The 26,344-nt window shown below is 65.0% G+C and carries 24 protein-coding genes; 9 read left to right on the plus strand and 15 right to left on the minus strand.

Annotated features, from left to right (window positions below; genetic code table 11):
• Window positions 1–55 precede the first annotated feature (55 nt).
• A complete protein-coding gene (gene gluQRS, locus HDG39_RS25445; RefSeq protein ID WP_184009642.1) occupies window positions 56–946 on the minus strand; it encodes a tRNA glutamyl-Q(34) synthetase GluQRS in 891 nt (296 codons plus the stop codon).
• A 52-nt stretch (window positions 947–998) separates the two neighbouring features.
• Window positions 999–1,862 (minus strand): sulfurtransferase, encoded by an 864-nt coding sequence (locus tag HDG39_RS25450; protein ID WP_184009644.1) that lies wholly within the window; start codon window positions 1,860–1,862, stop codon window positions 999–1,001.
• A 303-nt stretch (window positions 1,863–2,165) separates the two neighbouring features.
• Between HDG39_RS25450 and dnaE the strand changes: the two genes are divergently transcribed.
• Window positions 2,166–5,732 (plus strand): DNA polymerase III subunit alpha, encoded by a 3,567-nt coding sequence (gene dnaE, locus HDG39_RS25455; RefSeq protein ID WP_184009646.1) that lies wholly within the window; start codon window positions 2,166–2,168, stop codon window positions 5,730–5,732.
• A 48-nt stretch (window positions 5,733–5,780) separates the two neighbouring features.
• On the opposite strand, the gene HDG39_RS25460 is transcribed toward dnaE, so the two are convergent.
• Window positions 5,781–6,542, minus strand: a complete 762-nt coding sequence (locus HDG39_RS25460; protein WP_184009647.1) for a glycosyltransferase family 2 protein — start codon at window positions 6,540–6,542, stop codon at window positions 5,781–5,783.
• 241 nt (window positions 6,543–6,783) lie between these two features.
• On the opposite strand from HDG39_RS25460, the gene msbA reads away from it, so the two are divergent.
• Complete coding sequence (msbA, locus tag HDG39_RS25465; protein WP_184009649.1) at window positions 6,784–8,577, plus strand: lipid A export permease/ATP-binding protein MsbA; 1,794 nt, start codon at window positions 6,784–6,786, stop codon at window positions 8,575–8,577.
• Window positions 8,578–8,753: 176 nt separating this feature from the next.
• The gene (locus HDG39_RS25470) at window positions 8,754–9,806 is read left to right on the plus strand and encodes a glycosyltransferase family 2 protein (RefSeq protein WP_184009651.1); all 1,053 of its coding nucleotides are present in this window, start codon (window positions 8,754–8,756) and stop codon (window positions 9,804–9,806) included.
• A 43-nt stretch (window positions 9,807–9,849) separates the two neighbouring features.
• Here HDG39_RS25470 and HDG39_RS25475 read toward each other — a convergent pair whose 3' ends face one another.
• Entirely contained in the window at window positions 9,850–10,866 is a 1,017-nt protein-coding gene (locus tag HDG39_RS25475; RefSeq protein ID WP_184009653.1) for a glycosyltransferase family 2 protein, read from the minus strand.
• Between the two features lie 181 nt (window positions 10,867–11,047).
• On the opposite strand from HDG39_RS25475, the gene HDG39_RS25480 reads away from it, so the two are divergent.
• On the plus strand, window positions 11,048–12,154 hold the full coding sequence (locus tag HDG39_RS25480) for a glycosyltransferase family 4 protein (RefSeq protein WP_184009655.1): 1,107 nt from the start codon (window positions 11,048–11,050) through the stop codon (window positions 12,152–12,154).
• Window positions 12,155–12,211: 57 nt separating this feature from the next.
• On the opposite strand, the gene HDG39_RS25485 is transcribed toward HDG39_RS25480, so the two are convergent.
• Entirely contained in the window at window positions 12,212–13,501 is a 1,290-nt protein-coding gene (locus HDG39_RS25485; RefSeq protein WP_184009657.1) for an O-antigen ligase family protein, read from the minus strand.
• A gap of 291 nt (window positions 13,502–13,792) precedes the next feature.
• Between HDG39_RS25485 and HDG39_RS25490 the strand changes: the two genes are divergently transcribed.
• On the plus strand, window positions 13,793–14,638 hold the full coding sequence (locus tag HDG39_RS25490; RefSeq protein ID WP_184009659.1) for a glycosyltransferase family 2 protein: 846 nt from the start codon (window positions 13,793–13,795) through the stop codon (window positions 14,636–14,638).
• Window positions 14,639–14,680: 42 nt separating this feature from the next.
• Here HDG39_RS25490 and HDG39_RS25495 read toward each other — a convergent pair whose 3' ends face one another.
• Window positions 14,681–15,007, minus strand: coding sequence for a hypothetical protein (locus HDG39_RS25495; protein WP_184009661.1), 327 nt, complete (start codon window positions 15,005–15,007; stop codon window positions 14,681–14,683).
• A 295-nt stretch (window positions 15,008–15,302) separates the two neighbouring features.
• Here HDG39_RS25495 and HDG39_RS25500 point away from each other — a divergent pair, with 295 nt between their 5' ends.
• On the plus strand, window positions 15,303–16,235 hold the full coding sequence (locus HDG39_RS25500) for a recombination-associated protein RdgC (RefSeq protein WP_184009663.1): 933 nt from the start codon (window positions 15,303–15,305) through the stop codon (window positions 16,233–16,235).
• A 3-nt stretch (window positions 16,236–16,238) separates the two neighbouring features.
• Here HDG39_RS25500 and HDG39_RS25505 read toward each other — a convergent pair whose 3' ends face one another.
• The 5 genes from HDG39_RS25505 to HDG39_RS25525 all read right to left on the minus strand — a co-directional run bounded on the left by HDG39_RS25505 (window position 16,239) and on the right by HDG39_RS25525 (window position 21,702).
• Window positions 16,239–17,096, minus strand: a complete 858-nt coding sequence (locus HDG39_RS25505) for a FecR family protein (protein ID WP_260328254.1) — start codon at window positions 17,094–17,096, stop codon at window positions 16,239–16,241.
• Between the two features lie 565 nt (window positions 17,097–17,661).
• On the minus strand, window positions 17,662–18,882 hold the full coding sequence (locus tag HDG39_RS25510; RefSeq protein WP_184009667.1) for an MFS transporter: 1,221 nt from the start codon (window positions 18,880–18,882) through the stop codon (window positions 17,662–17,664).
• Between the two features lie 84 nt (window positions 18,883–18,966).
• The gene (locus tag HDG39_RS25515; protein ID WP_184009669.1) at window positions 18,967–19,443 is read right to left on the minus strand and encodes a VOC family protein; all 477 of its coding nucleotides are present in this window, start codon (window positions 19,441–19,443) and stop codon (window positions 18,967–18,969) included.
• 67 nt (window positions 19,444–19,510) lie between these two features.
• Entirely contained in the window at window positions 19,511–19,996 is a 486-nt protein-coding gene (locus tag HDG39_RS25520) for a VOC family protein (protein ID WP_184009671.1), read from the minus strand.
• A 143-nt stretch (window positions 19,997–20,139) separates the two neighbouring features.
• Window positions 20,140–21,702, minus strand: a complete 1,563-nt coding sequence (locus HDG39_RS25525) for an SH3 domain-containing C40 family peptidase (protein WP_184009673.1) — start codon at window positions 21,700–21,702, stop codon at window positions 20,140–20,142.
• A gap of 158 nt (window positions 21,703–21,860) precedes the next feature.
• Between HDG39_RS25525 and HDG39_RS25530 the strand changes: the two genes are divergently transcribed.
• Window positions 21,861–22,286, plus strand: a complete 426-nt coding sequence (locus tag HDG39_RS25530; protein ID WP_184009675.1) for a TOBE domain-containing protein — start codon at window positions 21,861–21,863, stop codon at window positions 22,284–22,286.
• A 37-nt stretch (window positions 22,287–22,323) separates the two neighbouring features.
• Here the strand turns inward: HDG39_RS25530 and HDG39_RS25535 are convergent, their stop codons facing one another.
• Window positions 22,324–22,530 (minus strand): hypothetical protein, encoded by a 207-nt coding sequence (locus tag HDG39_RS25535; protein WP_260328255.1) that lies wholly within the window; start codon window positions 22,528–22,530, stop codon window positions 22,324–22,326.
• A gap of 202 nt (window positions 22,531–22,732) precedes the next feature.
• Between HDG39_RS25535 and msrC the strand changes: the two genes are divergently transcribed.
• Window positions 22,733–23,233, plus strand: coding sequence for a free L-methionine (R)-S-oxide reductase MsrC (msrC, locus tag HDG39_RS25540; RefSeq protein WP_018419924.1), 501 nt, complete (start codon window positions 22,733–22,735; stop codon window positions 23,231–23,233).
• Between the two features lie 88 nt (window positions 23,234–23,321).
• On the plus strand, window positions 23,322–23,735 hold the full coding sequence (locus tag HDG39_RS25545; protein WP_260328256.1) for a mechanosensitive ion channel family protein: 414 nt from the start codon (window positions 23,322–23,324) through the stop codon (window positions 23,733–23,735).
• Window positions 23,736–23,737: 2 nt separating this feature from the next.
• On the opposite strand, the gene HDG39_RS25550 is transcribed toward HDG39_RS25545, so the two are convergent.
• The 3 genes from HDG39_RS25550 to HDG39_RS25560 form a co-directional block, all read right to left on the minus strand.
• The gene (locus HDG39_RS25550) at window positions 23,738–24,136 is read right to left on the minus strand and encodes a VOC family protein (protein WP_184009677.1); all 399 of its coding nucleotides are present in this window, start codon (window positions 24,134–24,136) and stop codon (window positions 23,738–23,740) included.
• Window positions 24,137–24,905: 769 nt separating this feature from the next.
• Window positions 24,906–25,028, minus strand: coding sequence for a YkvA family protein (locus HDG39_RS35905; protein WP_311667340.1), 123 nt, complete (start codon window positions 25,026–25,028; stop codon window positions 24,906–24,908).
• An 86-nt stretch (window positions 25,029–25,114) separates the two neighbouring features.
• Window positions 25,115–26,191 carry an AI-2E family transporter gene (locus HDG39_RS25560; RefSeq protein WP_184009679.1) on the minus strand — a complete coding sequence of 359 codons (1,077 nt, stop codon included), beginning with the start codon at window positions 26,189–26,191 and terminating at the stop codon, window positions 25,115–25,117.
• Window positions 26,192–26,344 lie beyond the last annotated feature (153 nt).

Consider the following 26,344-nt stretch of genomic DNA (forward strand, 5'->3'; position numbering starts at 1 on the left):
GTGGGGCCGCGCGGTTCGAAGTCTCGGAAAACGCAGCAGGCTTCACGCGTGCGCATCATCTGGATGCGCGAATGTTCATCCGTTTTGCCCAGGCCGCGGTCGCGGCGCTGTAGAACTGCTCCAGCGTCGTGGGCGGCTCGCTTCCCAACTTCAGTCCCAGATGCCGTGCCGCCGCGGCTAGTGCTTCGAGCGGCTTGTCGCTATCGAGCGCGGTCGCGCCGCTCTGCTTGCTCAGTTTCTCGCCGTGCTCGTTCGTGACGACCGGCACATGCAGATACTCGGGCGTTGCCACACCCAGACAACGCTGCAGATAAATCTGCCGCGCCGTCGAATCCATCAGATCCGCGCCGCGCACGATGTGCGTGATGCCCGCGTCCGCATCGTCCACCACCACCGCCAGCTGATATGCCCACTGATCGTCCGCGCGGCGCAGCACGAAATCGCCGACCTCGGTCGCGAGATTTTGCGTCTGCGGACCCTGCCAGCGGTCGTCGAACGTGATCACGGCGGGCTCGCCGTCGGGCACGCGCAGGCGCCACGCGCGCGCCGGCTTGCCATGCAGACCCGTGCGGCAGGTGCCGGGGTAGGCGAGTGTAGTGTTGCGCGCGTGCGCGTGCAGCAGCGAATCGGCGATTTCCTTGCGCGTGCAGCCGCACGGATAGACGAGACCGGTCGATTTCAACTGCTCCAGCGCGTGCTGATAGCGCGCCATGCGCTGGCTTTGCCAGACCGGCGTTTCGTCCGCGCGCATGCCGAAGCGTTCGAGGGTCGCGAGGATGTCTTCGGCGGCACCCGGCACCGTGCGCGGTCCGTCGATATCTTCGACCCGCACGAGCCACGCGCCGCGCTGCGCGCGCGCGTCGAGCCAGCTCGCGAGCGCGCTGACCAGCGAGCCGAAATGCAGCGGGCCGGTCGGCGACGGCGCGAAGCGTCCGCGATAGGTCATGGTTTGGGGACGACAGGCGAGGCGCCCGCGTCGCGGGGCACCCCGGCTGTCATTAGGCGGCGCACGCGGCCTTGCTGTCCGGATGGCACGCCGGACAGGTCTTGCCCGCGACGTACATCGGCGATTGCTGTTGCTCGGGCGTGACCACCGCGCGGCAGCCGAAGCATTGCGCGGTCGCGGTCGGTTCGAGTTGCGGATTCAGCGCGGTGCGGTAGTCGAACACGAAGCAGTCGCCGTGATAATGCGCGCCGCCCACTTCCTCGAAGTATTTGAGGATGCCGCCTTCGAGCTGGTACACGTTCTCGATGCCGACCTCCTTCATATGGATCGCGGCCTTCTCGCAGCGGATGCCGCCCGTGCAGAACGACACCACCGTCTTGCCTTCGAGATCGGCACGGTTGCTCTCGATTACCCCGGGGAATTCGCTGAACTTCGTGATCCGATAGTCGAGCGCGTTCTCGAACGTGCCGACGTCGACTTCGAACGCGTTGCGCGTGTCGAGCATCACGACCGGACGGCCTTCGTCGTCGTGACCGCGGTCGAGCCAGCTCTTCAGCGTCGGCGCGTCGACGAACGGTGCGCGGCCGAGCTCGGGGCGGATCGCCGGCTTTTTCATCGTGATGATTTCGCGCTTGAGCTTGACCAGCATGCGCGTGAAGGGCTGCTTGTCCGACAGGCTTTCCTTGAACTGCAGATTCGCGAACTTGCCTTCGAACAGCGCGTCGTGGCGGATGTAGTCGATGAATGCGTCGGTGTTCTCGCGCGTGCCGGCGATGAACAGGTTGATGCCTTCCGGCGCGAGCAGGATGGTGCCGCGCAGGCCGAGCGCATTGCAGCGTTCGGTGACGAACGGGCGCCAGGCGGCGGTGTCTTCGATGGTCGCGAATTGATACGCGGCGAGATTGACGATACTCATGTGTGTTCTGCGGTAAAGATGGCCGGCGTGGCGAGGGGCGGCGGGATGTGCCGCCGCTGTTGCGCCCCGTATGAGACCCGGGGTTTGACGCGCGGGTTCGCGCGCGTTTGCCGCGCGTGTGCCGGTTAAATGGCCACGTCGAGAGAGGCGAAACCTCTATTATCCCTCAACCCGGCATTTTCCCCGACCTGGCCGCATGGCTAACGAGTTGCGCCAGCGCAAACAGCGCTCGCTCCGACCTCGTCCTGGCCGGATCGCCAACGCGCCGTTTTGAGCTGAAAACCGCGGAAGGGTGGAGTTACAATGTCGCCCATGTCAGATCCCCGCTTCGTTCATCTCCGCGTTCACTCCGAATTCTCGATTGCCGACGGCATCGTGCGTCTCGACGACATCGTCGCGGCGGCGGCCAAAGACGGTCAGGGCGCGCTCGCGCTTACCGACCTCGGCAATGCGTTCGGCCTCGTCCGTTTCTACCAGGAAGCGCGTGGCAAAGGGATCAAACCCATTGCCGGCTGCGACGTCTGGATCACCAATCCTGACGACCGCGACAAGCCTTCCCGTCTGCTGCTGCTGGTCAAGGACCGCCGCGGTTACCTGAACCTCTGCGAATTGCTCAGCAAGGCCTCGCTGACGAACCAGTATCGCGGCCGCGCGGAAATCGAAGCCGGCTGGCTCGAATCCGGTCTGGGCGAAGGGCTGCTCGCGCTGTCGGGCGCGCAGCAGGGCGACATCGGTCTCGCGCTGGCGGCCGGCAACGAAGAGGCGGCGAAGCGCCACGCGCAGCATTGGGCGAAGGTGTTCCCAGGCGGCTTCTATATCGAGCTGCAGCGCTACGGCCAGCCTGGCGGCGAGCAGTACGTGCAGCAGGCGGTCGCGCTCGCGGCATCGCTGAAACTGCCGGTCGTCGCGACGCACCCGATGCAGTTCATGACGCCGGACGACTTCACAGCGCACGAAGCGCGCGTGTGTATTTCCGAAGGCGACATTCTCGCGAATCCGCGTCGTCAGAAGCGCTTCACGGCCGAGCAGTATTTCCGCACGCAACAGGAAATGGCCACGCTGTTCGCGGACATTCCTTCGGCGCTGGCGAACACGGTGCAGATCGCCAGGCGCTGCAATCTGACGCTCGAACTCGGCAAGCCGAAGCTGCCGCTCTTTCCGACGCCCGACGGCATGTCGCTCGACGACTACCTGGTGCAACTGTCGAAAGAGGGCCTGGAAAAGCGGCTCGAACAGTTGTATCCGGACGAGGCCGAGCGCGACGCGCAACGCCCGACGTACTACCAGCGCCTCGAATTCGAGTGCGGCACGATCATCAAGATGGGCTTTCCGGGCTACTTCCTGATCGTCGCGGACTTTATCAACTGGGCCAAGAACAACGGCGTGCCGGTCGGTCCGGGCCGGGGTTCGGGCGCGGGTTCGCTGGTCGCCTATGCGCTCGGCGTGACCGATCTCGATCCGCTGCGCTATAACCTGCTGTTCGAGCGTTTCCTGAATCCGGAGCGGGTGTCGATGCCCGACTTCGATATCGACTTCTGCCAGCACGGCCGCGATCGCGTGATCCAGTACGTGAAGGAGAAATACGGGGCGAACGCGGTGTCGCAGATCGCGACGTTCGGCACGATGGCGGCGAAGGCGGCGGTGCGCGACATCGGCCGCGTGCTCGATCTCGGCTACATGTTCACGGACGGCATCGCGAAGTTGATCCCGTTCAAGCCGGGCAAGCACGTGACGATCGCCGACGCGATGAAGGAGGAGCCACTGTTGCAGGAGCGCTTCGACAACGAAGACGAAGTGCACCAGCTGCTCGAACTCGCGCAGCGCGTCGAAGGCTTGACGCGTAACGTCGGCATGCACGCGGGCGGCGTGCTGATCGCGCCGGGCAAGCTGACCGATTTCTGCCCCTTGTACACGCAGGGCGACGAAAGCGGCGTCGTCAGCCAGTACGACAAGGACGACGTCGAAGCAGTCGGCCTCGTGAAGTTCGACTTTCTGGGCCTGACCACGCTGACCATTCTGGATTGGGCCGAGCGCTACATTCGCCGCCTCGATCCGTCGAAGCAGGACTGGTCGCTCGCCCAGGTGCCGCTCGACGACCCGGCGTCGTTCTCGATCCTGAAGAAGGCGAATACGGTCGCCGTGTTCCAGCTGGAAAGCCGCGGCATGCAGGGCATGCTGAAGGACGCCCAGCCCGACCGCTTCGAAGACATCATCGCGCTCGTCGCGCTGTACCGCCCGGGTCCGATGGACCTGATCCCGAGCTTCTGTGCGCGTAAGCACGGCCGCGAGGTGGTGGAATATCCGGACCCGCGCGTCGAACCTGTTCTGAAAGAGACCTACGGCATCATGGTCTACCAGGAGCAGGTGATGCAGATGGCGCAGATCATCGGCGGCTACTCGCTGGGCGGCGCCGACCTGCTGCGTCGCGCGATGGGTAAGAAAAAGCCCGAGGAAATGGCCAAGCACCGCGAAATTTTCGCGGAAGGCGCGGCCACCAATGGCCTCACGCGCGAGAAGTCCGACGAAATCTTCGACCTGATGGAGAAGTTCGCGGGCTACGGCTTCAACAAGTCGCACGCGGCCGCCTACGCGCTGCTTGCGTACTACACCGCGTGGCTGAAGGCGCACCATCCGGCCGAATTCATGGCGGCCAACATGTCGCTCGCGATGGACGACACGGACAAGGTCAAGATCCTGTTCGAAGACTGCCTCGCGAACAAGATGGCCGTGCTGCCGCCGGACGTGAACCTGTCCGCGTATCGCTTCGAGCCGGTCGCCGAAGCCGACGGCAAGCGCTCACGCACGATCCGCTACGGTCTCGGCGCGATCAAGGGCAGCGGCCAGAACGCGATCGAAGAAATCCTGCGCGCGCGCGAGGAAGGCCGCTTCATCGACATCTTCGATTTCTGCAACCGCGTCGATCGGCGCATCGTCAATCGTCGCACGATCGAGGCGCTGATTCGCGCCGGCGCGTTCGACACGCTGCATCCGAACCGCGCGCAGCTGATCGCGTCGGTGTCGCTCGCGATGGAAGCGGCCGAGCAGGCGGCGGCCAATGCGCTGCAGGCCGGCCTGTTCGACATGGGCGACGCGCCGTCGCAAGGCCACGAACTCGTCGACGAACCGGAGTGGCCGGAAAAGCGCAAGCTGCAGGAAGAGAAGGCCGCGCTCGGTTTCTACCTGTCGGGCCATCTGTTCGATGCATACAAGGACGAAGTGCGTCGCTTCGTGCGCCAGAAGATCGGCGAACTGAAGGAAGGGCGCGACAAGCTGGTCGCGGGCGTGATCGTGTCGCTGCGCACGCAGCTGACCCAGCGCGGCAAGATGCTGATCGCGCTGCTCGACGACGGCACCGGCCAGTGCGAAGTGACGGTGTTCAACGAGGTCTTCGAAGAGCACAAGCAGTTGTTCAAGGAAGACGAGCTGCTGGTCGTGCAGGGCCAGGCGCGCAACGACGCGTTCACGGGCGGCATCCGCTTCACGGTCGAAACGGTGATGGATCTCGGCCGCGCGCGCTGCCGTTACGCGGACTCGCTGAAGGTGCAGATGAACGGCAACGCGGACGCGCAGGCCTTGCGCCGGGTGCTCGAAGCGCACACCGCCGGCAAGGACGAGCCGTCCGCCACAGCCGCGCCGGCGGCCGCGGCGCGCGGCAATGGCGGTGGGCGTGGCGGCTTCGGCGGCGACGGCGGCCGTCAGCGTCAAGCGGTGCAGATTCCGAACGGGCTCGCGGTGCAGGTCGTTTATCGCAGCGAGCATGCGCAAGGCGAAATGCGTCTGGGCGACGCGTGGCGCGTGAAGCCGACCGATGAACTGCTCGCCGCGCTGCGCGGCGAGTTTGCGGGAAGCTCGATCGAAATCGTGTATTGAGCGAGGTCCGCGGTATGGATGGGCCGGTGCCGCGTGTATCGGCTGGCCTTAGCGCCCGCCCGTTTTTTCCAGGCGCGCCAGCTTCAGAAACCGGTAGTACACCGTCTCCGCATTGAACAGCGCGATCATCAGCCCGGCACCGCCATCCAGAAAGCCGCGCCGCAGCAAATAAGTCCGCACGAACGCCCACAGGCCGCGCCCGAGCGCGAGTCGAATGCCGCCTTTCTGCCCGGCCTCGTAACGCTGCCTTGCGCCGGCCGTCGAATACGCGTCGAGCTTGCGCAGCACGCCCTCGTAGTCCTCGTACGAGTAGTGCATCAGCTTGCCGGTCAGGCGTTGCGCGGGCGTGTCGAACACGAGGCGCTCGTGCACGAGGTCGTCGGAGAAGCGCGCGGTGCCGCGTTTGAAGAGGCGCGGAATCCAGTCCGGATACCAGCCGCTGTGATGGACCCAGTGACCGCAGAAACTCGACAGACGGTCCACCGCATAGACGTCGGCGGCGGGCGCGGCGAGCGTCGCGCGAATCGATGCGGCCAGTTCCGGCGTGACGATTTCGTCGGCGTCGAGCGACAGGATCCAGCTTGTCGTCAGGGCATCGACCGCGCGGTTCTTTTGCGGGCCGAAGCCCGGCCAGTCCGTCTGTTCGATGACGCGAGCGCCGTGCGCGCGAGCGATGTCGGCGGTGCCGTCGGTGCTACCACCGTCGATCACGACGATCTGGTCGGCAAAGGCCACGGCCTGCAGGCATTCGGCCAGCCGCGCCGCCGCGTTACGGGTGATGATGGCAACGCCAAGAGTGATTTCTTGCATACCTGAGTTGCGTGGAGGACGAAGTGACGGAGCGGGTCGCGACCCGGCAATCGAGCAGCGAGTATACACATCTCATCCGGCCCCACACCACAGCGCCGATCCGCCAGGTGTTGCGCGCATGCTGTCGCGCGCCGAGCGCCGGCCGTCATCTGCAACCGATTACAATGCTCTTTTTTGATATTTCACGCGGCCGCCCAATTATGCGCCGCGTGCTCGCTGTTCCGCATTTCCAGAGGATTCCTTGAGCGCAAAGCCAACGTTAAGCAAACCCATGGGTTCAGGCGATGCGTCGTCGCCGGCCGTCGTCCTGCGGCGCCTGTGGCCTTTCATCAAGCCGCTGCTGTGGGTCGTGGTCGGCGCGATCATCGCGATGGCGGTGAGCGCCGGCACCGACGCCGCCATTCCCGCGCTGCTCAAGCCGCTGCTCGACAAGGGCTTCGGCTCGCACGCAGTCGACAAGACCAAGTGGCTCGTGCCAGCCGCGGTGATCGGCCTCGCGCTGATTCGCGGCGTGTCGCAGTACGCGTCCGGCTATCTGCTCGCGTACGTGTCGAACAAGATCCTGCTCGAGCTGCGTCTGAAGATGTTCGACCGCATGATCCACACGAGCGTCGCGTTCTTCCAGCGCGAAACCGCAAGCACGGTGATCAACGCGATCGTCTTCGAGGTCAACCAGATCCTGAACGTGCTGCTGAGCGTGATGGTCACGCTCGTGCGCGACTCGCTGACGGTGATCTTCCTGCTCGGCTATCTGTTTTATCTGAACTGGCGCCTGACGTTGATCGTCGCGGTGCTGCTGCCGGGCATCGGCTGGCTGGTCGGCAAGATCAATCGCCGGCTGCGGCGCCTGAACCGCGAGCATCAGCTGCTCACCAATGAGCTGTCGTACATCGTCGAGGAGACGGTGGGCGGCTACAAGGTCGTCAAGGTGCACAACGGCGAGCAGTACGAGACGGACCGCTTCACCGAAATGAGCCGGCGCCTGCGCGGCTACGCGATGCGCATGACGGTCTCCGGCGGCCTCGCGCAGCCGTTGACTCAGTTCCTCGCGTCGATCGCGCTCGCGGTCGTGATCACGATCGCGGTGGTGCAGTCGTCGTCGGATCAGACGACGGTCGGCGGCTTCGTCGCGTTCGTCACGTCGATGCTCCTGATCATCTCGCCGCTCAAGCATCTGATGGACGTGAACCAGCCGTTGCAGCGCGGCATGACCGCGGCCGAGCTGATCTTCGGCCTGATCGACGAGCCCGCCGAGCCGAAAGGCGGCGGCAAGCCGCTCGCTCGCGCGCGCGGCGAGGTCGAGTTCCGCGACGCGTCGTTCACCTACGGCACGAACTCCACGCAAAACCGTCACACGCTCCACCAGGTGTCGTTCAAGGTCGCGCCTGGCGAGATGGTCGCGCTCGCGGGTCCGTCGGGCAGCGGCAAGACCACGCTCGTGAACCTGTTGCCGCGCTTCTTCGATCCGACCGGCGGCGCGATTCTGGTCGACGGCGTCGCGCTGCCCGAGTACGACCTGCACGCGCTGCGCAGCCAGATCGCGATGGTGAGCCAGGACGTCGTGCTGTTCAACGACACCATCGCGCACAACGTTGCGTACGGTCAGGAGGTCGATGCGGAGAAGGTCAAGGCGGCGTTGCGCGCGGCGAACCTGTGGGACACCGTGCAGGCAATGCCGCAGGGCATCGAGACGCTCGTCGGCGACAACGGCATGATGCTCTCGGGCGGGCAGCGCCAGCGTCTCGCGATCGCGCGCGCGATCTACAAGGACGCGCCGATCCTGATTCTCGACGAAGCGACGTCGGCGCTCGACTCCGAGTCCGAGCGCCACGTGCAGGCGGCGCTCGAAACGCTGATGAAAGGCCGCACCACGCTCGTGATCGCGCACCGCCTGTCGACGATCGAGCGCGCCGACCGCATCCTGGTGATGGAAGCGGGGCGGATCGTCGAGCGCGGTAGCCATCGCGAGCTGCTCGAGCACGACGGCTTGTACGCGCATCTGCATCGCATCCAGTTCCAGCAAAGCCCGGTTTGATCCGGCACATTGCGAACGGCGGGCGCGGGCGCTTTGTCGCGGCCCCGCCGCTGATTCGCCGATCCAGCCCATTTTCTGGGCCGGTGTTGTGTTTAAGTCTCAAGTTATTGCGCTTTTTCGGCGCTAATCGAATGCTGGCGGGCAATCACGGTCCGCCTCGCGGAAATCGACTGCCCATGTCTCACGAAGATCCGAACAAGCCGCTCGTCTCCATCGCGCTCGCAACATACAACGGCCGCACTTATCTGCCCGAGCTGCTGGCTTCGCTCGAAGCGCAGAGCTGGCCCCATCTCGAAGTCGTGGTATCCGACGACGCCTCCAGCGACGGCACCCGCGAACTGCTCGCGTCCTATACGGGACGCGTGCCGGTGCGGCTCGTCGGCGATGGTACGCGGGCCGGCATCGTCGGCAATTTCGAGCGCGCGCTCGCCGGCTGCCGCGGCGACTACATCGCGCTCGCCGACCAGGACGACGTCTGGGCGCCCGAGAAAGTCACCGATCTGATGCGCGAGCTGCGCCGCGTGGAAAGCGCGGGGGGCGGCGCCGCGACGCCGGCGCTCGCGTTCTGCGACATCGAGCTCGTCGACTCGACGCTGTGCTGTTTGTCGCGCTCGCTGTTCGATATCACCGCGAAGTCGCGCTGCGCGACGCGACTGCGCGATTTTCTGCTGAGCAACCATGTGCCCGGCTGCGCGATGCTCGTCAATCGCGCGACGCTCGAACGCGCGCTGCCGTTCCCGCCCGGCATCGTGATGCACGATTGGTGGCTCGCGATGGTGGTCGCGTCGTTCGGCGAGATTCGCCACGTCGCGGCGCCACATCTGAAGTATCGGCAGCATGACGGCAACGCGGTAGGCGCGCGCGCGACCAATGAGCGCGGCGCGGCGCGCGACGAATGCGGCGCCGGGGCGGCACGACGGCGCGGCGCGAGTCGGCGGCGGCAGATCGAAGCCATCGCGGATCAGGTGCGGGTGTTTGCGCGACGCTTCGGCGCCGAGCTGCCCGTCGATGCGCGTCACGACATGTATGCCTTTTCGCGCGGTGTCGCGAGCTGGCGCGGCGCATTCGAGTTCGTGATGATCAGCCACACCGGCGAGACCTTCGTGCGCTCGGTGAAGATGCTGCGGCGCTTGCGCGCGAGCGTGCTGAGCTTCGGCGTCGAGGTGCGAAGGCCGAGTCTCGCGCGGCGCTTGCGGCAGCGGCGGGGTGCGTCGCGCGGACTTTCGTGACCCATGTGGCGTCGCCAGGCACCGCGAGACCCTATCGTCGTCTTCAGGCCTTTCTGCCCCGCACGACCCGCTTGATCCAGATGCCCGGCGCGTAGACCATCGGGCAACTCGCATACAGGAACATCCGAATCCGCAGGCCGAGCTTCACGCCAGCGCTGCGCGTCGCGAGCCGGAGGCGTTCGCCGAGGCTGCCCGCTTCGAACATCGCGTGGATGAACTGCTCGCGCGCGAGCTTCGGCGCCATCGCCGCGCGCATGCGTTCACCGACGCCGGCGATCTGAGCGTCGCGCTGCAGTTGCGCGAGCTCCGCGAGCCCGTAGCGATTGCTTTGCCGCATCCGCGCGATCAGCTCGTCGACCGACTGGAAGCGGCGCTTGCGCGAAAGTCCGCCGCGCCGATAGCGCACCAGCGGCTCGCGCAGACTGATCGCGCCGCCCGACAGGATCGCGCGCAGCACCATGATCTGATCCTCGGCCGCGGCGCCCGGCAGCATCGGCCCGAAGCGCTCGATCAGGCGTCGCGACCACGTATGCGCGGCGCCGATCAGCCACGGACGTTCGACGAGCCAGTCGTCGAAGCTGCGATAGCGATCGAGCTCGGTCGGGCTCACGCGCTCGTGCACGTGACCCGCTTCGTCCATGTCGGCGAGATCGGTGGCGATCAGGTCGGGGCGGCGCCCGTGCGCGAGCCAGCAATCGACGACGCGCTCGCAGCGCTCGGGCGCCGACATGTCGTCGCCGGCGGCGACGAACAGCAGTTCGCCGTGCGCGAGCTGCGCGAGTTGCGACAGGTGCGCGCTGATGCCCTGGTTCACGGCATTGCGCCGTGCGATCACGCGATGCGGGCCCGCGTAGCCGGCGAGCGCCGCTTCGATCGCGGGGTAGGTGGCGTCGCGGGACGCGTCGTCGGAGACGATGATTTCGAGCGGCTCGTAGGTTTGCGCGAGCACGCTGCGCACGGCGTCGCCGATCTGCTCTGCCTGGTTGTAGGCGATCACCAGCATCGAGACGAGCGGGCGGGTGGTGTCGGCGGTTGCGGCGGACGGCGGACTATCGGTCATGGAGTCGGGACGAAGGCGATTGGCCTAGATTCTAGCCGCTGACGGCCGCGCCGCGCGACGCACGCGGCAAACTCGGGCACCCCGAGCTGAGCCCGGCGAAAGCCATCCTTTACAATTGCCGCTGCCCCGAAACTTCGCACCCACGGCCTCGCCCGCGCGTGCGCCTCACCGAGACCGATCCTTGTCAGAGCCAACCCGCGACGCAGCCCTCGACCCGAACCGCCGTCCCCTCACCGACATCGCGCTGACCGCCCAGGCGCTGAAGAACAGCGGTGGCGCCGAGCGTTACACGCGCGACGTGATCGCCGGCCTGCATCGCATGGGTTTGCGCCCGACGCTGTTCGCGCGCGAGATCGACCGCGCGCTGCCCGAGGCCGCGTGGATCGATGCGCAGCCGCTCGACGTACGCTGGGCGCCGCGCAAGCTGCGCAACCTCGCGTTCGACTGGCGTCTGAAGCAGCGTTTGAAGCGGCATCGTCCGGCGTGCGTGTTCTCGATCAATCACTCGACGCATGCCGACGTCGCGTTGTGCGGCGGCACGCATCCGGGTTCGCTCGAAGCCGCGGGCCGCGCGCCGCGCAGCAGCGACGAATGGCAGACCGAGCTCGAGCGGCGCGTCTACACGCGGGCGCGCTCGATCGTCGCGCATTCGCAATTGATGAGCCGCGAGTTGCAGCGTTTTTATGACGTGCCGGCCGCGCGCATCGACGTGCTCTATCCGCCCGTCGATACCGAACGCTTCAGGCCGCTCGACGCCGCCGCGCGCGCGGCCGTGCGCCGCCAGCTCGGCGTGCCCGACGATCGCGTGATGTTCGTGTTCTCGTCGACGAGTCACGAGCGCAAGGGCTATCCGCTGCTCGAAGCGTTTTTCTCGCGCACCACGCTGCCGGTCTGCCTCGTGGTCGCGGGACGTCCGGTGCCGAAAACCGGCGACACAATTCGTTACGCGGGTTACAGCAAGGAGATCGAGAAACTGTTCGCGGCCGCCGATTTCACGGTCGTCGCGTCGGCGTACGAGCCGTTCGGGCTCGTCGGCGTGGAGTCGGTGATGTGCGGCACGCCGCTCGTGATCGCCGACAACGTCGGCTCGGCGGAGACGGTGACCGGCGCAGCGAAGATCGAGTTCTCGCGGCAGACCGCGGGCAGTTTCGAGCGCGCGATCGAGCAGGCGGTCGGGCGCGTGAAGAGCGGCGCCGCGCGCATCGCGACGCCGCGCGACAGCTTCGTGTACGACCCGAGCGTCGACGCGCACGTCGCGGCGCTTTACGAGGTGTTCACGCGAGGATGAGGGTGGCGCTCCGCGCTCGGGTCGCCGCTTGTCCTCAAGTCAAAATCAATCGCGCGGCTACGTCTCGCGCACGACCGCGGCTGGCGCCGGCGTGGTCCGCGCTTCGCTTCGCAACTCGCGCTTGCGTGCATCGATCACCGCCAGCAGCGTCGCCACCAGCAGCGCGAGCAGTACCGTCACCATGATCGGCACCAGCACGTCGATCGTGAGCCCGAAGATCACCGTGCTCGTCGCGACCGCGAGACCCGAATACGACGCGGCGCGAATCGTCGGATCGGTCGCGTGCCGGTGTCGCCAGAAGTACACCGTCATGCCGTAGTAGAACAGCAGCAGACAGATCACGCCGACCGCGCCCATCTCGGCGAGTGTCGAAAAGAAGTCGCTATGCGCGCGTTCGTTGACGATCTCGGCCTTCACTTCGCCGCGCTTCGCCATCACGCCGAGCTCGTCGACCAGATGGCCCTTGCCGATGCCCCACACCGGATGCCGCTCGAAGATCATCCGTGACGCGTTCCACAGTTGCAGGCGCAGACCGGTGGCCGTGAAGTCCTCGCCCTTATGCATCATCGAGACATCGTTCGGCACTTCGGCGAAGCGCTTCTGAACCCGTTCGGTCGACAGCAGCCCGCCCGCACCGATCACGATGACGAGCGTCGCGATCAGCAGGCGCTTCTTCTGGGTGAACCAGCGGTACTGCATGCCGAGCAGCACGACGAATACCGGCACCGCGACCCAGCCGCCGCGCGAGCCAGACAGAAACGACGCATAGCCGCCCGACACCAGCGCGAGCACGCGCGGCACGAGCACGCGCCAGTCGCGCGGATTGTCCCAGCCGAGCGTGAACACCGACAGGAACGCGAGCAGCAGCGCGGTATCGCCGAACGGAATCGCGTTCGTGTATGAGTTGTTCAGGCGGTTCGCGTCGGTCCAGCCGCCGGGCGGCTGATCGATGAACGCCCATGCGCCGACCGCGAGCGCGCCGGCCGCGCAGCCCCAGCCGATCATGCGCAGGTTGCGCGACGGCAATTGGCGCAGCAGCAGGAACACCAGCAGCGCGAGCACGAAGCGCGCGACCGAGTCGAATTCGCGTGGCAGCCAGTAGCCGAGCACCAACTGCTGCGCGCCGATCCCGACGACGAACGCGAGCATGCCGATCGTGAACCAGCGGTAGGTCCGCAACGCGGAGAAATAGCCCGGCATGCGCCGGTTGACGATGGCCGCGCCGAGCGCGAGCGCGACGAGCGCGAAAAAGCAGTAGCCGGTGCCGCCGCGCCACATCAGATTGACCGCGGGCGCGAGAAACAGCAGAGCCGACGTGAGCCAGACCAGACTGGAAGCAAAAATCATAGATCTACGTGTTATCGATGAAACACTACCGTTCCGGTGGTGAAAAATGCAGGGGGCGCCGGACCATTTGAGTTTTTCAAGACGGTGGAGCGACCCGGATTATAACCATGCGCTTCCTTGCGAAATGCTTGCTGCCGCACGCGGTGAGGTTGCGCTGGCCCGCGGTATGCGGCGGGGCGGCGGCGGGCGGCGTCTGTCGTGCGAGCGGGAGGGGGCGGTACAATCGCGCGACATTCATGGCCGGCGCGCGGCGCATGCCGCGCCCCGCGCCCAGCTCAACGGACCGACTCGATGTTCTCAATCATCATCCCGACCTGGAACAACCTGCCTTATCTGCGCCTCGTGATCAAAAGCCTGCGCCGTCATTCAACGCATGCGCACCAGCTCATCGTGCACGTGAACGACGGTTCGGACGGCACGCTCGCGTGGGTGCGCGACGAGGGCATCGAGCACACGGCGTCGCCCGGCAATATCGGCATCTGCCACGCGGTCAATATCGCGGCGGCGCGCGCGACGCAGGACTACATCGTCTACATGAACGACGACATGTACTGCTGCCCCGGCTGGGACGACGCGCTCGTCAAGCGTCTCGCGCAGATGCCGGCCGACAACCGGTTCATGTTGTCGGGCACGATGATCGAGCCGGTCGATTCGGGCAATCCGTGCGTGGTCGTGCGCGACTTCGGCCGCGATGCGCAGGCGTTTCGCGCCGACGAGCTGGTCGCCGCCGCGCCCGGTCTCGTGCGCGCCGACTGGCGCGGTGCGACGTGGCCGCCGACGCTCGTGCATCGGGACTGGTGGTTCAAGGTGGGCGGCTACAGCAGCGAACTGAGCCCCGGCATGAGCAGCGACAACGATTTCTCGATGAAGCTGTGGGACGCGGGCTGCCGCGTGTTCGTCGGCGTCGGCGACAGTCTCGTCTACCACTTCCAGCAGAAGAGCACCGGCAAGATCGTGAAGAACGACGGGCGTCGCCAGTTCCTCAACAAGTGGGGGATGACACAGGCGACCTTCGACCGCTATTACCTGCGCCGCGGCACCGCCATCGACGGCGCGCTCGCGGTCAGCGAGCCCGAGCGCACCGGCCGGCTGCGCCGTGCGCTGCTGAAGTCGCGCATCAAGCGCGCGTTGGGCTGACGGGCGGCGAGCCGAAAACGGCTGCTTGACGCGCTGCGTGTGTCAAACGCCGCCCGTCACGAGCGGCAGCACCGTCAGATCCGGATGCGTGCCGTCGATGATGCTGCGTCCCACGTGCACCGCTTCGTAGAGCGCGTCGTCGAGGCTCGCGAAGCTCTCCTCGCCGTCCGCATGAAACGGCACCGCATGGCCGGGAAGCTGGGGGTTGGCGCCCGGATGGCACACATAGCCTAGATACGTGTAGCGGATGTTTTGCGCTGCCGCATCGGCGGCATGCGCCGGGTCGGGCGGGTCCTTCGCGACCGCTGACACGTGTATCTCGAAGCCCTCGTATTGCACCGTCTGCCAGCTTGCGGTTTGGTCGGCCATGACCGCCTCCGTCTGGATCTGTCCTTTCCAAAAGTCTAGGTGATTTGGCGCCAAAACGCGCGGGAGGCCGGCTACGGCCAAACCATGACGGCTTCGACTATGGAGGCGCTCTTGAGAAGCAAGTTGATGAAGCGCATTCGGCTGACATCGGCGAGGTTTGATAATCGGCCTGCAGTTGGAAGGATTTACGGTTTATTTTTGAAAATAGGCGGTCTGCGGGATTGCGTCCGCCAGAACGCCCCGGCTGGTTCTCGTCGGATAAAATGCTGCGCTTTGGCTAAATCCGACTTCGCTCATGTGGTTCAAAAACCTTCAGCTGCACCGTCTGCCCGCGCCGTGGTCCGTTAACCCCGAACAGATGCAGAAGTGGCTCGCGCCGTACGCGTTCGCGCCCGGCCAGAGCGTCGAAATGCAGTCCCAAGGCTGGGCGCCGCCGCGCGACGGCGACTCGCTCGTCTACGCAATGAACGGTCAGATGCTGTTGACGTTCCGTGCCGAGAAGAAGCTGCTGCCCGCGTCGGTGGTCACCCAGGTCACACGCGAGCGCGCTGCCGAGCTCGAGGAGCAGCAGGGCTTCAAGCCGGGCCGCAAGCAGATGCGCGACCTGAAGGAGCAGGTCACCGACGAGCTGCGGCCGCGCGCGTTCAGCATCCGCCGCGATACGCGCGTGTGGATCGATTGCACGAATGGCTGGCTCGTGATCGACGCGGCGTCGCAGGCGATCGCCGACGATGTGCGCGGTCTGCTCGTCAAGTCGATCGACCGGTTGCCGCTGATGACGGTGCGCGTCGCGCAGTCGCCGGTCGCGGCGATGACCGGCTGGCTGCTCGACGGCGACGCGCCGGCGGGTTTCACGCTCGATCAGGACACCGAGCTGCGTTCGCCCGCCGAGGGCAACGCGACGGTGCGCTATGTCGGGCATACGCTGGACGCCGAAGACATGCGCCGCCACATCGAGGCGGGCAAGCAATGCATGCGGCTTGCGATGACGTGGAACGATCGCGTGTCGTTCGTGCTGACGCCGTCGCTGACGATCAAGCGCGTCGCGGCGCTCGACGTGCTCAAGGAAGCGAGCGACCCGACCGCGCAGAACGACGACGAGCGCTTCGATTCCGACGTCGCGCTGATGACGGCCGAGCTCGACCGCATGCTGCGCGATCTGCTCGATGCGCTGGGCGGCGAGCAGGGCGAGCAAGGGTTCGCGTTGCCGCAGGCCGTCGCGGCCTGAGCGTCAGATTCTCGCGCTGTCGAGCGCTTCGACGAGGGTCCAGTAAGGCGTGATCGAGCGCAAGCGGATCGGGTGGGTCCGCTGCAGCAGCGCGAGCGTCGCGTCGGTATCGGTGAGCTGATAGATGCCCGACACGCGTAGATCGGCGACGTCGTCGGCATAGCGCAATACGCCGGCGTGATAGCGCGCGAGTTCGTCGACGAGATCCGCGATACGCATGTCGTTCGCGTAGAGCAGGCCACGCGTCCACATCGCCTCGCGCGGGTCGAGCGCTTGCGGCGCCGCGACGCCGAAGCGTGTCAGCGTGCACCGTTGGCCTTGCGTCAGCAACAGCGCCGCGCCTGATGCCGGCCTCACCAACGCGTCGCCGCGAAACGCGGCCACGCGTGTGAAACCATCCCGCTGCCTCACGCTGAACTGCGCGCCGCGCGCTTCGACGACGCCTTCGGCCGTCTGCACGAGCAAAGGCGCATGAGTCGTTCGGGTGCCCAGTGCGCCGCCAACATCGCTCACGGGCCGCACCATGATTTCCCCTCCGAGCAGATCGACGCGCCGAACGTTCGCCTCGAACGCGGCGTTGATCGCGCTCGCGCTGCCCAGCGTGATCTGAGTGCCGTCCGCCAGAAGCACGTCGTCCAGTTCGCCAGTCGCGGTGCGGAATTCGGCGGTCCACATCTGCCACGGCAAGCGGCTCGCGAGCCAGCCCGCGGGCGCGGCGATCGCAAGCCCCCAGAGCGTTTTCAGCGCGCGCCGCCGTCCCTGCGACACGCCGGCAGCATCCGCGTCTTCGCGTAGCGCGGGGCCGACGTCCGCGGGCGCGGCGCCGGTTTCGCGCCGTAATTGCTGCGCTCGCCGAAGCATTTGGTTAAAGATGCGGTACTCCGGACGCATTTGACAAATGTGATTTAAATTGAATTTAGGAGATCAGGATTTGACAATTTCTATTCTGTTAATAATGATTCGCGGCGCATATTCAGATCGAGTTCACATCGAATTGACTCAATACCTTATTCTGAGCGGAAGCGTGGGCCCCGGCTGCGTCGGAGCGTGCAGACCCATTGTCATCGATACAAAAAAGTTAGGCTATGTGTGGATCGTTTCTTTTCGGGAATTCTTAACCAGAAATGCGACTAATTGCGCCGCAATAAACGCGGCCTTTTCGTCACGAATTACAGCATGCCGGGTTTAGCTGACGGGCGTGTAAATCTGATGAAACGCTTCGCATCCGCACGGCGCTGACGACGGTCTGCGCGAAGCCGGCCACTCATGAACCCCGGTAAAACTCCGTGCGCTGCCGCACCTTCGATGCAGACGAAAAAACGACAGGCGTATCAAAGGCTTGCGGATTTTTCCGGGAAGTTATGCACAGATTTGCCAACAAAAACTGTGGGTAACTTCGAGCGTGTCGTCGCGCGTCGAAGCGCCGTTAGTCTTCTAGCGCCCACGCGCGCTTGCGGCGCAGCAGCGCCGAGCCGATCGATACCGCCGCGCCGATACCGCCCATCGTCAGCGACAGCGCGACGATCAGTGGGCCGGTTTGGGTGCGCGCCGAGAACACGCCGACGAGCAGGCCGGCGAGCGGCTGCGTCAGGTTGTTCAGCAGAATCGCGACGCCGATGGTCTTGCCGTAGTCCTCGGGCGGAATGATCTGCAAACGGGCGCTGCGGATGTAGACGTTGAACATCTTGTCGAAGCCGACGATCAGCAGGAAGCCGAGCGCATAGCCCCACGGCGACGCGCTCGCGCCTGCGATCACGCCGCCCGCGCAGATCGTCACGAACGCGACGAGACCGAGCACGCGCGCCGGCCATCCGGCGCGCGCAACCGTCAGCAGCACCAGCACCGTGGCGATCGCGCCGGCCGTTTGCAGACCGGCGTAGTAGCGGCTCGATTGCGCATGCGAACCCGTCACCATCGCCGCCGACGTCGCAAGCGTGACACCGATGACGAGGTTCTCCGCGGCCGCGAGCATGATGACATTCTTCAGGCCCGGCAGCGTCCACACGTGATCGAGCGCGATGCGCAGCGGCGTGGTCCAGTGAGCGGTGGGCGCGAGCGATTGAGCCGACACAGGCGAAGGCGCGCGAAAACCGCTCAGTCGCTGCCAGACGAACAGCGCGGCGTCGGCGCACAGAAACAGCACGCCGGTCGCTGCGACCACCCATTCCCAATGCCACACACCGAGCAGCAACGCGGCGAGCATCGGCCCAAGCACGAAGCCGAGCTGATCGGCCAGTTGCGAATACGCGAGCACCTTCTGGATCTGCTGCGTGCTGAAGATCTGCGGCAGCATCACCTCGCGCGCGACGAGCCCTTGGCTCGTCAGCACGCCGCACGCGGCCGACAGCGCGATCAGCCAGCCGATGCCGCCGAACAGCGCGTACGCGGCGATACCGCCGAAGCATGCGAGCGCACGCACCGCCTGGCTCAGCCGCATCAGGCGCAGCGGTGGAAAGCGGTCGCAGAGCGCGCCGAAGAACGGGAACACGAGGTAGCGCGGCAGCGTTTCGATGAAAAACGCGAGCCCCGACCACGAGACCTTGCGCGTCGTTTGAAACACCACGAGCGGCACCAGGAAGAGCAGGATCTGATCGGCGAGACGCGCGATGAACAGCGAGCAGAAGAAGGCCTGATGGTTGACGCGCACCGTGGTTGTCTCGCCGTGTTGGGGTCGAGACCGATCCTATCAAAAGATCGCGCGGGCGAGGCGGGGCGCCTGCTGGCCGCCGTCCTATTCGCCGCGATACGCCTGTTCGAGCGGCGCGATATCGAGCTTGACCATCTTCATCATCTGCGCCATCACGCGGCTTGCCTTTGCGCGATCCGGGTCGCGCAGCATCTGCAGCAGCACGTTGGGCGCGATCTGCCACGACACGCCGAAGCGGTCCCGCAACCAGCCGCAGGCCCACGGCTCGCCGCCGCCGTCGAGCAGCTTCGACCAGTAGCGATCGATTTCCTCCTGCGAGTCGCAGTGCACGAACAGCGAGATGGCCGGCGTGAATTTATATTGCGGGCCACCGTTCAGTGCCATGAATTCCTGGCCTTCGATTTCGAAGGTGACGGCGACGACCTTGCCCGCTGGTCCTGGGCCTGCGTCCGTGGAGTGCAGCGTGGTGGCGATGCGCGACGCCGAAAACACCGACGTGTAGAACTCCGCGGCTTCTTCCGCGTTGCCGTCGAACCACAGGCACGGCGCGATTTTCTGCATGACGTTGCTCCTTCGGGACTGGTGTCGGTGGGCGTGGGCGTGCGATTGCCCGACGCCCATCGGCCGCTCACTTCTTCTCTTGGGACGAACAGTCCATCGCGGCCATCGCCTGCTGGATCTCCTCGGCGCTCAGGTCTCGCTTGTGCGTCGCGAGCGACCAGCTGTGGCCGAACGGGTCCTTGACCTGGCCGTAGCGGTCGCCCCAGAACATATCGGTGACGGGCATCGTGACGGTCGCGCCCGCGTCGACCGCCTGTTTGAAACTCGCGTCGACGTCTGGTACGTAGTGGTGAATCGTGACCGGCGTGCCCTTCAGCGTGTTCGGGCCGAAGGTTTGGTGCTCGGGCCATTCGTCGGTCAGCATCAGCATGGAGTCCCCGATTTTCAGGGTCGCGTGCATCACCTTGCCGTCGGGGCCCGGCAGACGGATCTGTTCGACGGCGTTGAAAGCTTTCGTGTAGAACGCGATCGCTTCGGCGGCGTTCTTGCAGATCAGGTACGGCGTGAGCGAGTGCATTCCGTCCGGGATCGGTTTGGCTGCGGCGCTGGACATGACGGTGACTCCTTGAAGTAACGGTTCCTCAGGGGAAAGACCGGCTGCGTGAGCCGGGTCTTCAACGTTACGACGAGTTGGTCACCGTCGGATCGACACTCCGAAAAAAATATTTTCAGGCGCGGGGGAGGGCGGCCCGCCATTTATCCCGCCGGATTGTCCTCGTCCGCCGGCGGCGCGGACGACGGCGCCGTGCTGCCCGCCGGCGCGCCGAGGATGCTGATCTGGAAAGTGGGCGTCGCGGCGAGCGACTGCAGCGTCGCGTCCTCGGGGATGCGTTCGTCGAGCGGCAGGATCACCGAGCCGCCGATGACCGCGCGCCGGCTGTTGTCGGCCGGACGCAGGCCCCACACGTCCTGATAGACGACGGGGACCGTGGCGCCGTCGCTCGTCGTGTTGCCGAGGTACAGCATCACGTGGCCGCCGATGTAGATCAGCGTGCGCAGCGGCACGCCGTGCCGCGCCAGATAGTCGAGTCGTTCGGCGGGTGTCGACTCCGACAGATCGACCATGCGACCGGCGCTCATCTGCGTCGACGAATGGCGCGGCAGCCACACGCCGAACGCGGCGAAGATGCTTTGCAGTTCCGACGAACAGTCGTTGTAGAGCCCGCTGTTGCCCCAGCCGTACGGCCGGCCGATCAGCGCCTTCAACAGCATCGCGAGATGGCGCGGCGTCGCGGCGAGCGGCATCGGCGTGATCTGCGTGGCGTCGAGCGACGCGGAGCGGATCAGCGCGCGGCCGTCGACGTCGCGCGCGGGAACAAGGAGCTGGAGTGTGCCTGCATTGGTGCTGGTCGCGGCTGGCGATGCCGAGGCACCCGCCACCAGCGGCAGCATCGTCCCGGCCGGGGCAGCGAAGCGGAACACGCCGTGGCTGTCGTTGATCGCCGCCGACGCGACGATCACCGTCCCTAGCGACTTCCCGGCCGCCGCGCGCCATTGATCGATGAAACCATCGTCGGCGAACGCGACGCCGTCGCTGCGCACCCAGCCCTGCACGTCGGGCGTCTGCACGTAATGCCACGCGCCGTCGACGCTGCTACCGAGCACATAGAGCGGCGTGCCGGGTCGCACCGCCGAGATCTGCAGGTTGTCGAACGGATAACCCTCGCCGGCCAGGCGATGGTCGTAGAACGATGGATCGGTGGTAGGCAACTCGCGCACCATCAGGTTGCCGGTCGCGATCGCGCGCCGCTCGGGCTGATAGACCGGTGTTTGCGTGAACTGCGCGACGTTGATGTTGCGCGCGATCGCGTCGATCCACGCCTTGTCGTGCGGCCGGAAGTTTTCGCCGTAACCGATGATGCTGCCACGCTTGCCGGTGTTGTCGAACCTGTCGATGCGGCGCTGTTGCAATGCGGCAATGTCCTCGCCCTGCTCGCGAAACACGCGTGTCGTCACCCAGGCGGGATTCCACGGCGACGGCGCGTTCTCGCCCGTGCCGAAGTAGCGCGCGAACAGCGCGTCGAAATGTGCGCGCTGCTCGGCGGCGCTGAGAAACGGCCGATCGTAGTCGGGGCTGTTCGGATCGAGCCAGTGATCGACGTTCTGGTCGTAATGGGCGAGCGAAAACAGCGTGACGTTGTCGACGAACGCGTGCGTGCTGCGCGGCGGCATTGGCGTGCTGCACGCGGCGAGCGTCGTGACGGCGACGCACAGCACGACGGCGCGGCAGGCACGGCGGGAGAGAACGGCGTCGGGCATAAAGATTCGGCGTATGAGGTGCACGGCCACGATGATACGGTGTCGGCGATGCGCGCGGCGCATCGGATGTTTGGCGGCGGCGCGCGCGGCTTCGACTACACTCGCTTTATCCGTCCACCCGCGCGTCGCCACGCGCGACAATCGCCAGGGAGTCCGCCATGAAAACCAGCGCACGCAATCAGTTCAGCGGCGAAGTCACCGGCGTCAAGCACGGTGCCGTCAACGACGAAGTCACGCTGCGCACGCCGGACGGTCTCGAGGTCGTCGCGATCATCACGCACGGCAGCGCGAAGTCGCTCGGGCTGGCGACCGGCAAGCAGGCGTTTGCGCTCGTGAAGGCATCGTCGGTGATCGTAATGGTCGATGTCGCGAGGCAGCAGGTGTCGGCGCGCAACTGCATCGAAGGGACCGTCGCGGCGGTGACGAAGGGCGCCGTCAATTCGGAAGTGACGATCAGTGCCGGCAGCGCGCAGATCGCGGCGATCATCACGAACGACAGCGTCGAGAGCCTCGGCCTCGCGAGCGGCAAGGCGGCGACGGCGGTTTTCAAGGCGTCGAGCGTGATTATTGGGGTCGATCAGTAAAAGGCCCGGGCCTCTGGGACGGGTGCTCAACGAGCTCTCACTTATCGCGTAGGGCGCGAACGATGCATTGCGGCGTAATTGTCATCGTCATGCCGAGAATCCGTTTTGCTTCGGGGATGCCACCGGAAATATCGGCGTAGTCAACTACATCGGTCACGACCCAATTGCCGATGAAATCATTAATCGTAGCGGGTGGTGTTTGTGCCGCGCACACGCTTGCCGAGGTGGTCAGCGTGAGAGCCACATACGAAAAAAGCTAGTGGCCTGTCATTGTGCTGACTGCCGGAAGGGAGAAAACCAAGGAGGGAGAGTCGAGAACCGACGGGGACGGCGAGCGTTGACGCGCGGCGCGTGTCGCAGCGTTCGACACCCGCGCGCGGGGTTTGCGCTTGCTTTACACTTCACCCCTTATCGCTTTACTTCCCGCTCTGATCACGGACGCCGTCATGTTCGAAGTTTCCTCCACCTCGCATCTGCCCAAAGCCGCGCAATATGAAGAACTGGTCGCGCAGGCGCGCGCGCTGCTGGCCGGGGAAACGGACTGGATCGCCAACGCCGCGAATTTCTCGTCGTTCGTCTTTCATTCGTTGAGCGATCTGAACTGGGCCGGCTTTTACTTTCACGATGGCCGCGAACTGGTGGTCGGCCCGTTCCAGGGCAAGCCCGCGTGCGTGCGCATTGCGCTCGGCAAGGGCGTCTGCGGGACGGCCGCGCAAACTCGTCAGACCCAGGTCGTGCGCGACGTGCACGAGTTTCCCGGCCATATCGCATGCGATTCGGCGTCGCAATCGGAAATCGTCGTGCCGCTCGTCGCGCCCGACGGCACGCTGATCGGCGTGTGGGATGTCGATAGCCCGGTCGTCGCGCGCTTCGACGAGGAGGACGCGAAGGGCATGGAAGCGTTGTGCGCGGTGTTCATCGAGGCAGCGCTGCCACGCGGCGTGTAGCGTCGCCGAATCGCGCCGAGCGCGGCGCGCAGCACTGAGGTGCAGACCGTGCATCTCAATCTTTGAGACGCTCTAGCGCATCACCGCGATGCGTCGCGTGTTTGGCGCCTTTCTCGCTTGCCACTTCGTCGTGCGGGTCCGCTTTCGATGCGGCGACGGCAACATCGTGGTCGTGCCGAACAGCCAGATCTGGAGCAATCCGGTGATCAACTACAGCTGTGGCGGCACACAGCGCATCGAGGTCGAGGTGGAACTCGCGCAGCGCAAGGACGTGGATGCGGCGATCGGGCAACTGCAGAAACTCGTGGCCGACGAGCCGCGCGTGCTGAGCGGTTCGACGCTTGCACCGGTGGTGTCGGTTGCGGACTATCCGGCGGTTGGCGGCGCGACGTCGAGGATCGCCGGGTGGGTCAGGTCGCCGGATGCGGCGTTGGTTGGCGGCGATTTGCATGACAGGGCGCAGGCCGTGTTGGAGCAGGCGGGTTGTGAGGTAGCGGCTTAGGGTTAGGGTTTAGGGGCATGACATACGGCCTCGACGCGATTGCCGGCCGGGTCGATCAGAAATGCCGCGTAGTAGTCGCGGTGATAGTGAGGTCGCAAGCCGGGCTGGCCGTCGGATTTGCCACCAGTCGAGAGTCCCGCTTTGAAGAATGCATCGACGTGCTCGCGGGACGGCGCTTTGAAGCACCAGTGACGTTTGTTTTCTCCTATTTCATCTGGATCGAGATACACGGCCAGATAGGTCGATGAGGTGTCGTCGGTCGTGCAACGCTCGCCGTAGCCTAACGCGGTGGGGCGGTCGAAGACTTTGCTCGCGCCGAGAGCCGTCATGACGGCGTCGTAGAAACGTCGTGCCGCCCCGATGTCGGGAACGCCGATCGACACGTGATCAAGAAGCTGCATTAGATGTCTCCCTGTTGAAGTTGCACTGAGTTTATACGTGCAACTCGCTCCAACAGGCATTTCCGCACTCAATCGCCACGGTCTTCTTCCATAAGCGGCGAGCCGCTCAGTTCAAGGGTGATCAATCAGATAGCGTTCGGCAGATCATCGATAACATACACAAGGATTGAGTGCAGAACCGACATGAGTGTTCATCAACTTGCACACGCGACTTTTTTGAATCTCGGGCGTGGGCACGCAGCGGGTGATGGCGTTGCAATCAATTGCACAGGTCATCGTCGGTCCTCAAGCCGCGGCACCGATCATCGTCGGTCCTCAAGCCGCGGCACCGATCACGCACGCGCATGATGACTTGTCGTGCTACCTGATGTGCTCGGTGATCGTGCGCTTGGCCGTCACTTCGAAGCCCGCCGCCTTGATCTCCGCGATCTTCGGCCGAATTCGGGCCATCAAAGGACACTCGTTTGACTTGTGGTGGCGACATTCGACCGGCCGTTGCACTGGCTTGACCGGACATTCAACCGATTGCTACGTCAGCTGTCGCACAACGTGCGAGGCGTGCGACCAGTTCAGCGAGCAAGCCAACGCCACAGCAACCAGGCGCCGAGTGCCCAGATAGCCAAAATTGTCGCGAGACCGACTATGCTTCTTGGCTTTACCGGGTTGTCAGTTAGCCAGCCTTCGGCCTTTCCGCGATTGTCTTCGATGACAGCCTTCGGGATGAGACGCAAGCAAAGCCAGACTCCAAGCGGCACGACGACCAGATCTGTCAGATGCCGAGGACGGGTATGAAGTCGGGAATAAGGTCGACAGGGCTGAACACATGTGCCACCGTTGCCAATGCGAGAAATTTCGCAAGCGACGGCGTGGCCGGATCGCGACTGGCGAACATAAGCGTGACTAAATCTCGCTTTAGCCGCGTTGCCCAAGCCGTGAGTGATTGCAGCAAGCAGTTGATCACTTCAGCAGTGCGTTGGGCTAGCCTTGTGTTCCAGTGCCCACGGTTGCCTGTTCCTCCAGCCACCCACGCCACACTGCCATCAGGACCGCCAGGATGACGGGACCTACAAACAGTCCTACCAGGCCAAAGGCCGCAAGCCCGCCCAGCACACCGAACACGACCAGAAGAAACGGTATCCGGGTAGCGCTGCTGATCACGAGCGGACGAATCAGGTTGTCCACCCAGCTAACGACCAGTGCGCCCCAGAGTAAAAGACCGAACCCGGCTATCGTTTTTCCTGTGACGAGGAGCCATACACCGATCGATCCCCATACGAACGGCGTGCCAAAGGGTATCAACGCGATCAGCACCGTAAACGCAGCCAGCAACACCGGCGCCTGCATCCCGGCAACCCAGTAACCCAAGCCGGCAAGCGCGCCCTGCGCCAGTGCCGTCAGCACGAGCCCGTAGACGACCGCCTTGGTCGTTCCGCCGATAGAAGCGAGATAGGCGTCCAGGCGATCGCCCAGAAAACGCCGTAGTATGTGGCGCACTTGATCCAACGCGCTTTCGCCGTCCCGGTACATAAAAAACAGCGTCAGCAAGGCAAAGCCCAATTTCGTCGCATTGCGACCCACGCCGCCGACTAACTGGCCGAGCTCCCCGGTCCACTGCCGGCCCCACTCAGCGATTTGCGCGCGCAAAGCCATCGGATCGGCCGATACTTGATTCAGTAGATCCTGCAGCCACAGCCCGAGCCACGGGACGCGCGCAATCAATTCCGGCAGTTTGTGCGGCCCATTGGCGAGGTAGCTGGCGACGGTCTGGTAGGCCGCGGTCAGTTCGTCACGCAGCAGCACGATCAGCCAGATTGACGGCAGAATGAACGCCACCGAGAGAATGATCGTCATCAGCATCGCGCTGCCGGTGGCGTTCCCGCGCATAAGCGAGCGCAAGCGGCGATAAGCGGGCCAGGTCACGTAGGCAAAGATGGTGGCCCAGGCCACTGGCACCAGGAACAGGTGCAGCACTACGTAGCTCAGCACTACGAGCCCGCCAAGAAGAAATGCAAGGATGATGCGCTTGACCAGGGACATCTGATAGCTCTCGTCCATGAACGCCTTCCCTTTAGATACGCTGAGAATTTGCGGGCGCGCCGGTGCTTCCGCGCGCCGTGGCACGTGGTCGTTACAGGAAGCCCCACACCGGCCCGCGCCTGAGCACCCTTGTCTAAACGTCGACGTCGCATGTTGGAATGCCGCGCGCAG

This window comes from Paraburkholderia lebeckiae (assembly GCF_014201005.1).
Lineage (GTDB): Bacteria > Pseudomonadota > Gammaproteobacteria > Burkholderiales > Burkholderiaceae > Paraburkholderia > Paraburkholderia tuberum.

Coding starts and splice junctions, on each gene's coding strand:
- HDG39_RS25505 (WP_260328254.1), bottom strand. CDS start 17,096: ATGCTTCGGCGAGCGCAGCAATTACGGCGCGAAACCGGCGCCGCGCCC.
- HDG39_RS25520 (WP_184009671.1), bottom strand. CDS start 19,996: ATGTCCAGCGCCGCAGCCAAACCGATCCCGGACGGAATGCACTCGCTC.
- HDG39_RS25495 (WP_184009661.1), bottom strand. CDS start 15,007: ATGGCCGACCAAACCGCAAGCTGGCAGACGGTGCAATACGAGGGCTTC.
- HDG39_RS25550 (WP_184009677.1), bottom strand. CDS start 24,136: ATGCAGCTTCTTGATCACGTGTCGATCGGCGTTCCCGACATCGGGGCG.
- HDG39_RS25530 (WP_184009675.1), top strand. CDS start 21,861: ATGAAAACCAGCGCACGCAATCAGTTCAGCGGCGAAGTCACCGGCGTC.
- dnaE (WP_184009646.1), top strand. CDS start 2,166: ATGTCGCCCATGTCAGATCCCCGCTTCGTTCATCTCCGCGTTCACTCC.
- gluQRS (WP_184009642.1), bottom strand. CDS start 946: ATGACCTATCGCGGACGCTTCGCGCCGTCGCCGACCGGCCCGCTGCAT.
- HDG39_RS25500 (WP_184009663.1), top strand. CDS start 15,303: ATGTGGTTCAAAAACCTTCAGCTGCACCGTCTGCCCGCGCCGTGGTCC.
- msrC (WP_018419924.1), top strand. CDS start 22,733: ATGTTCGAAGTTTCCTCCACCTCGCATCTGCCCAAAGCCGCGCAATAT.
- HDG39_RS35905 (WP_311667340.1), bottom strand. CDS start 25,028: ATGTTCGCCAGTCGCGATCCGGCCACGCCGTCGCTTGCGAAATTTCTC.
- HDG39_RS25525 (WP_184009673.1), bottom strand. CDS start 21,702: ATGCCCGACGCCGTTCTCTCCCGCCGTGCCTGCCGCGCCGTCGTGCTG.
- HDG39_RS25515 (WP_184009669.1), bottom strand. CDS start 19,443: ATGCAGAAAATCGCGCCGTGCCTGTGGTTCGACGGCAACGCGGAAGAA.
- HDG39_RS25450 (WP_184009644.1), bottom strand. CDS start 1,862: ATGAGTATCGTCAATCTCGCCGCGTATCAATTCGCGACCATCGAAGAC.
- HDG39_RS25560 (WP_184009679.1), bottom strand. CDS start 26,191: ATGGACGAGAGCTATCAGATGTCCCTGGTCAAGCGCATCATCCTTGCA.
- HDG39_RS25475 (WP_184009653.1), bottom strand. CDS start 10,866: ATGACCGATAGTCCGCCGTCCGCCGCAACCGCCGACACCACCCGCCCG.
- HDG39_RS25470 (WP_184009651.1), top strand. CDS start 8,754: ATGTCTCACGAAGATCCGAACAAGCCGCTCGTCTCCATCGCGCTCGCA.
- HDG39_RS25460 (WP_184009647.1), bottom strand. CDS start 6,542: ATGCAAGAAATCACTCTTGGCGTTGCCATCATCACCCGTAACGCGGCG.
- HDG39_RS25490 (WP_184009659.1), top strand. CDS start 13,793: ATGTTCTCAATCATCATCCCGACCTGGAACAACCTGCCTTATCTGCGC.
- HDG39_RS25485 (WP_184009657.1), bottom strand. CDS start 13,501: ATGATTTTTGCTTCCAGTCTGGTCTGGCTCACGTCGGCTCTGCTGTTT.
- HDG39_RS25545 (WP_260328256.1), top strand. CDS start 23,322: ATGCGTCGCGTGTTTGGCGCCTTTCTCGCTTGCCACTTCGTCGTGCGG.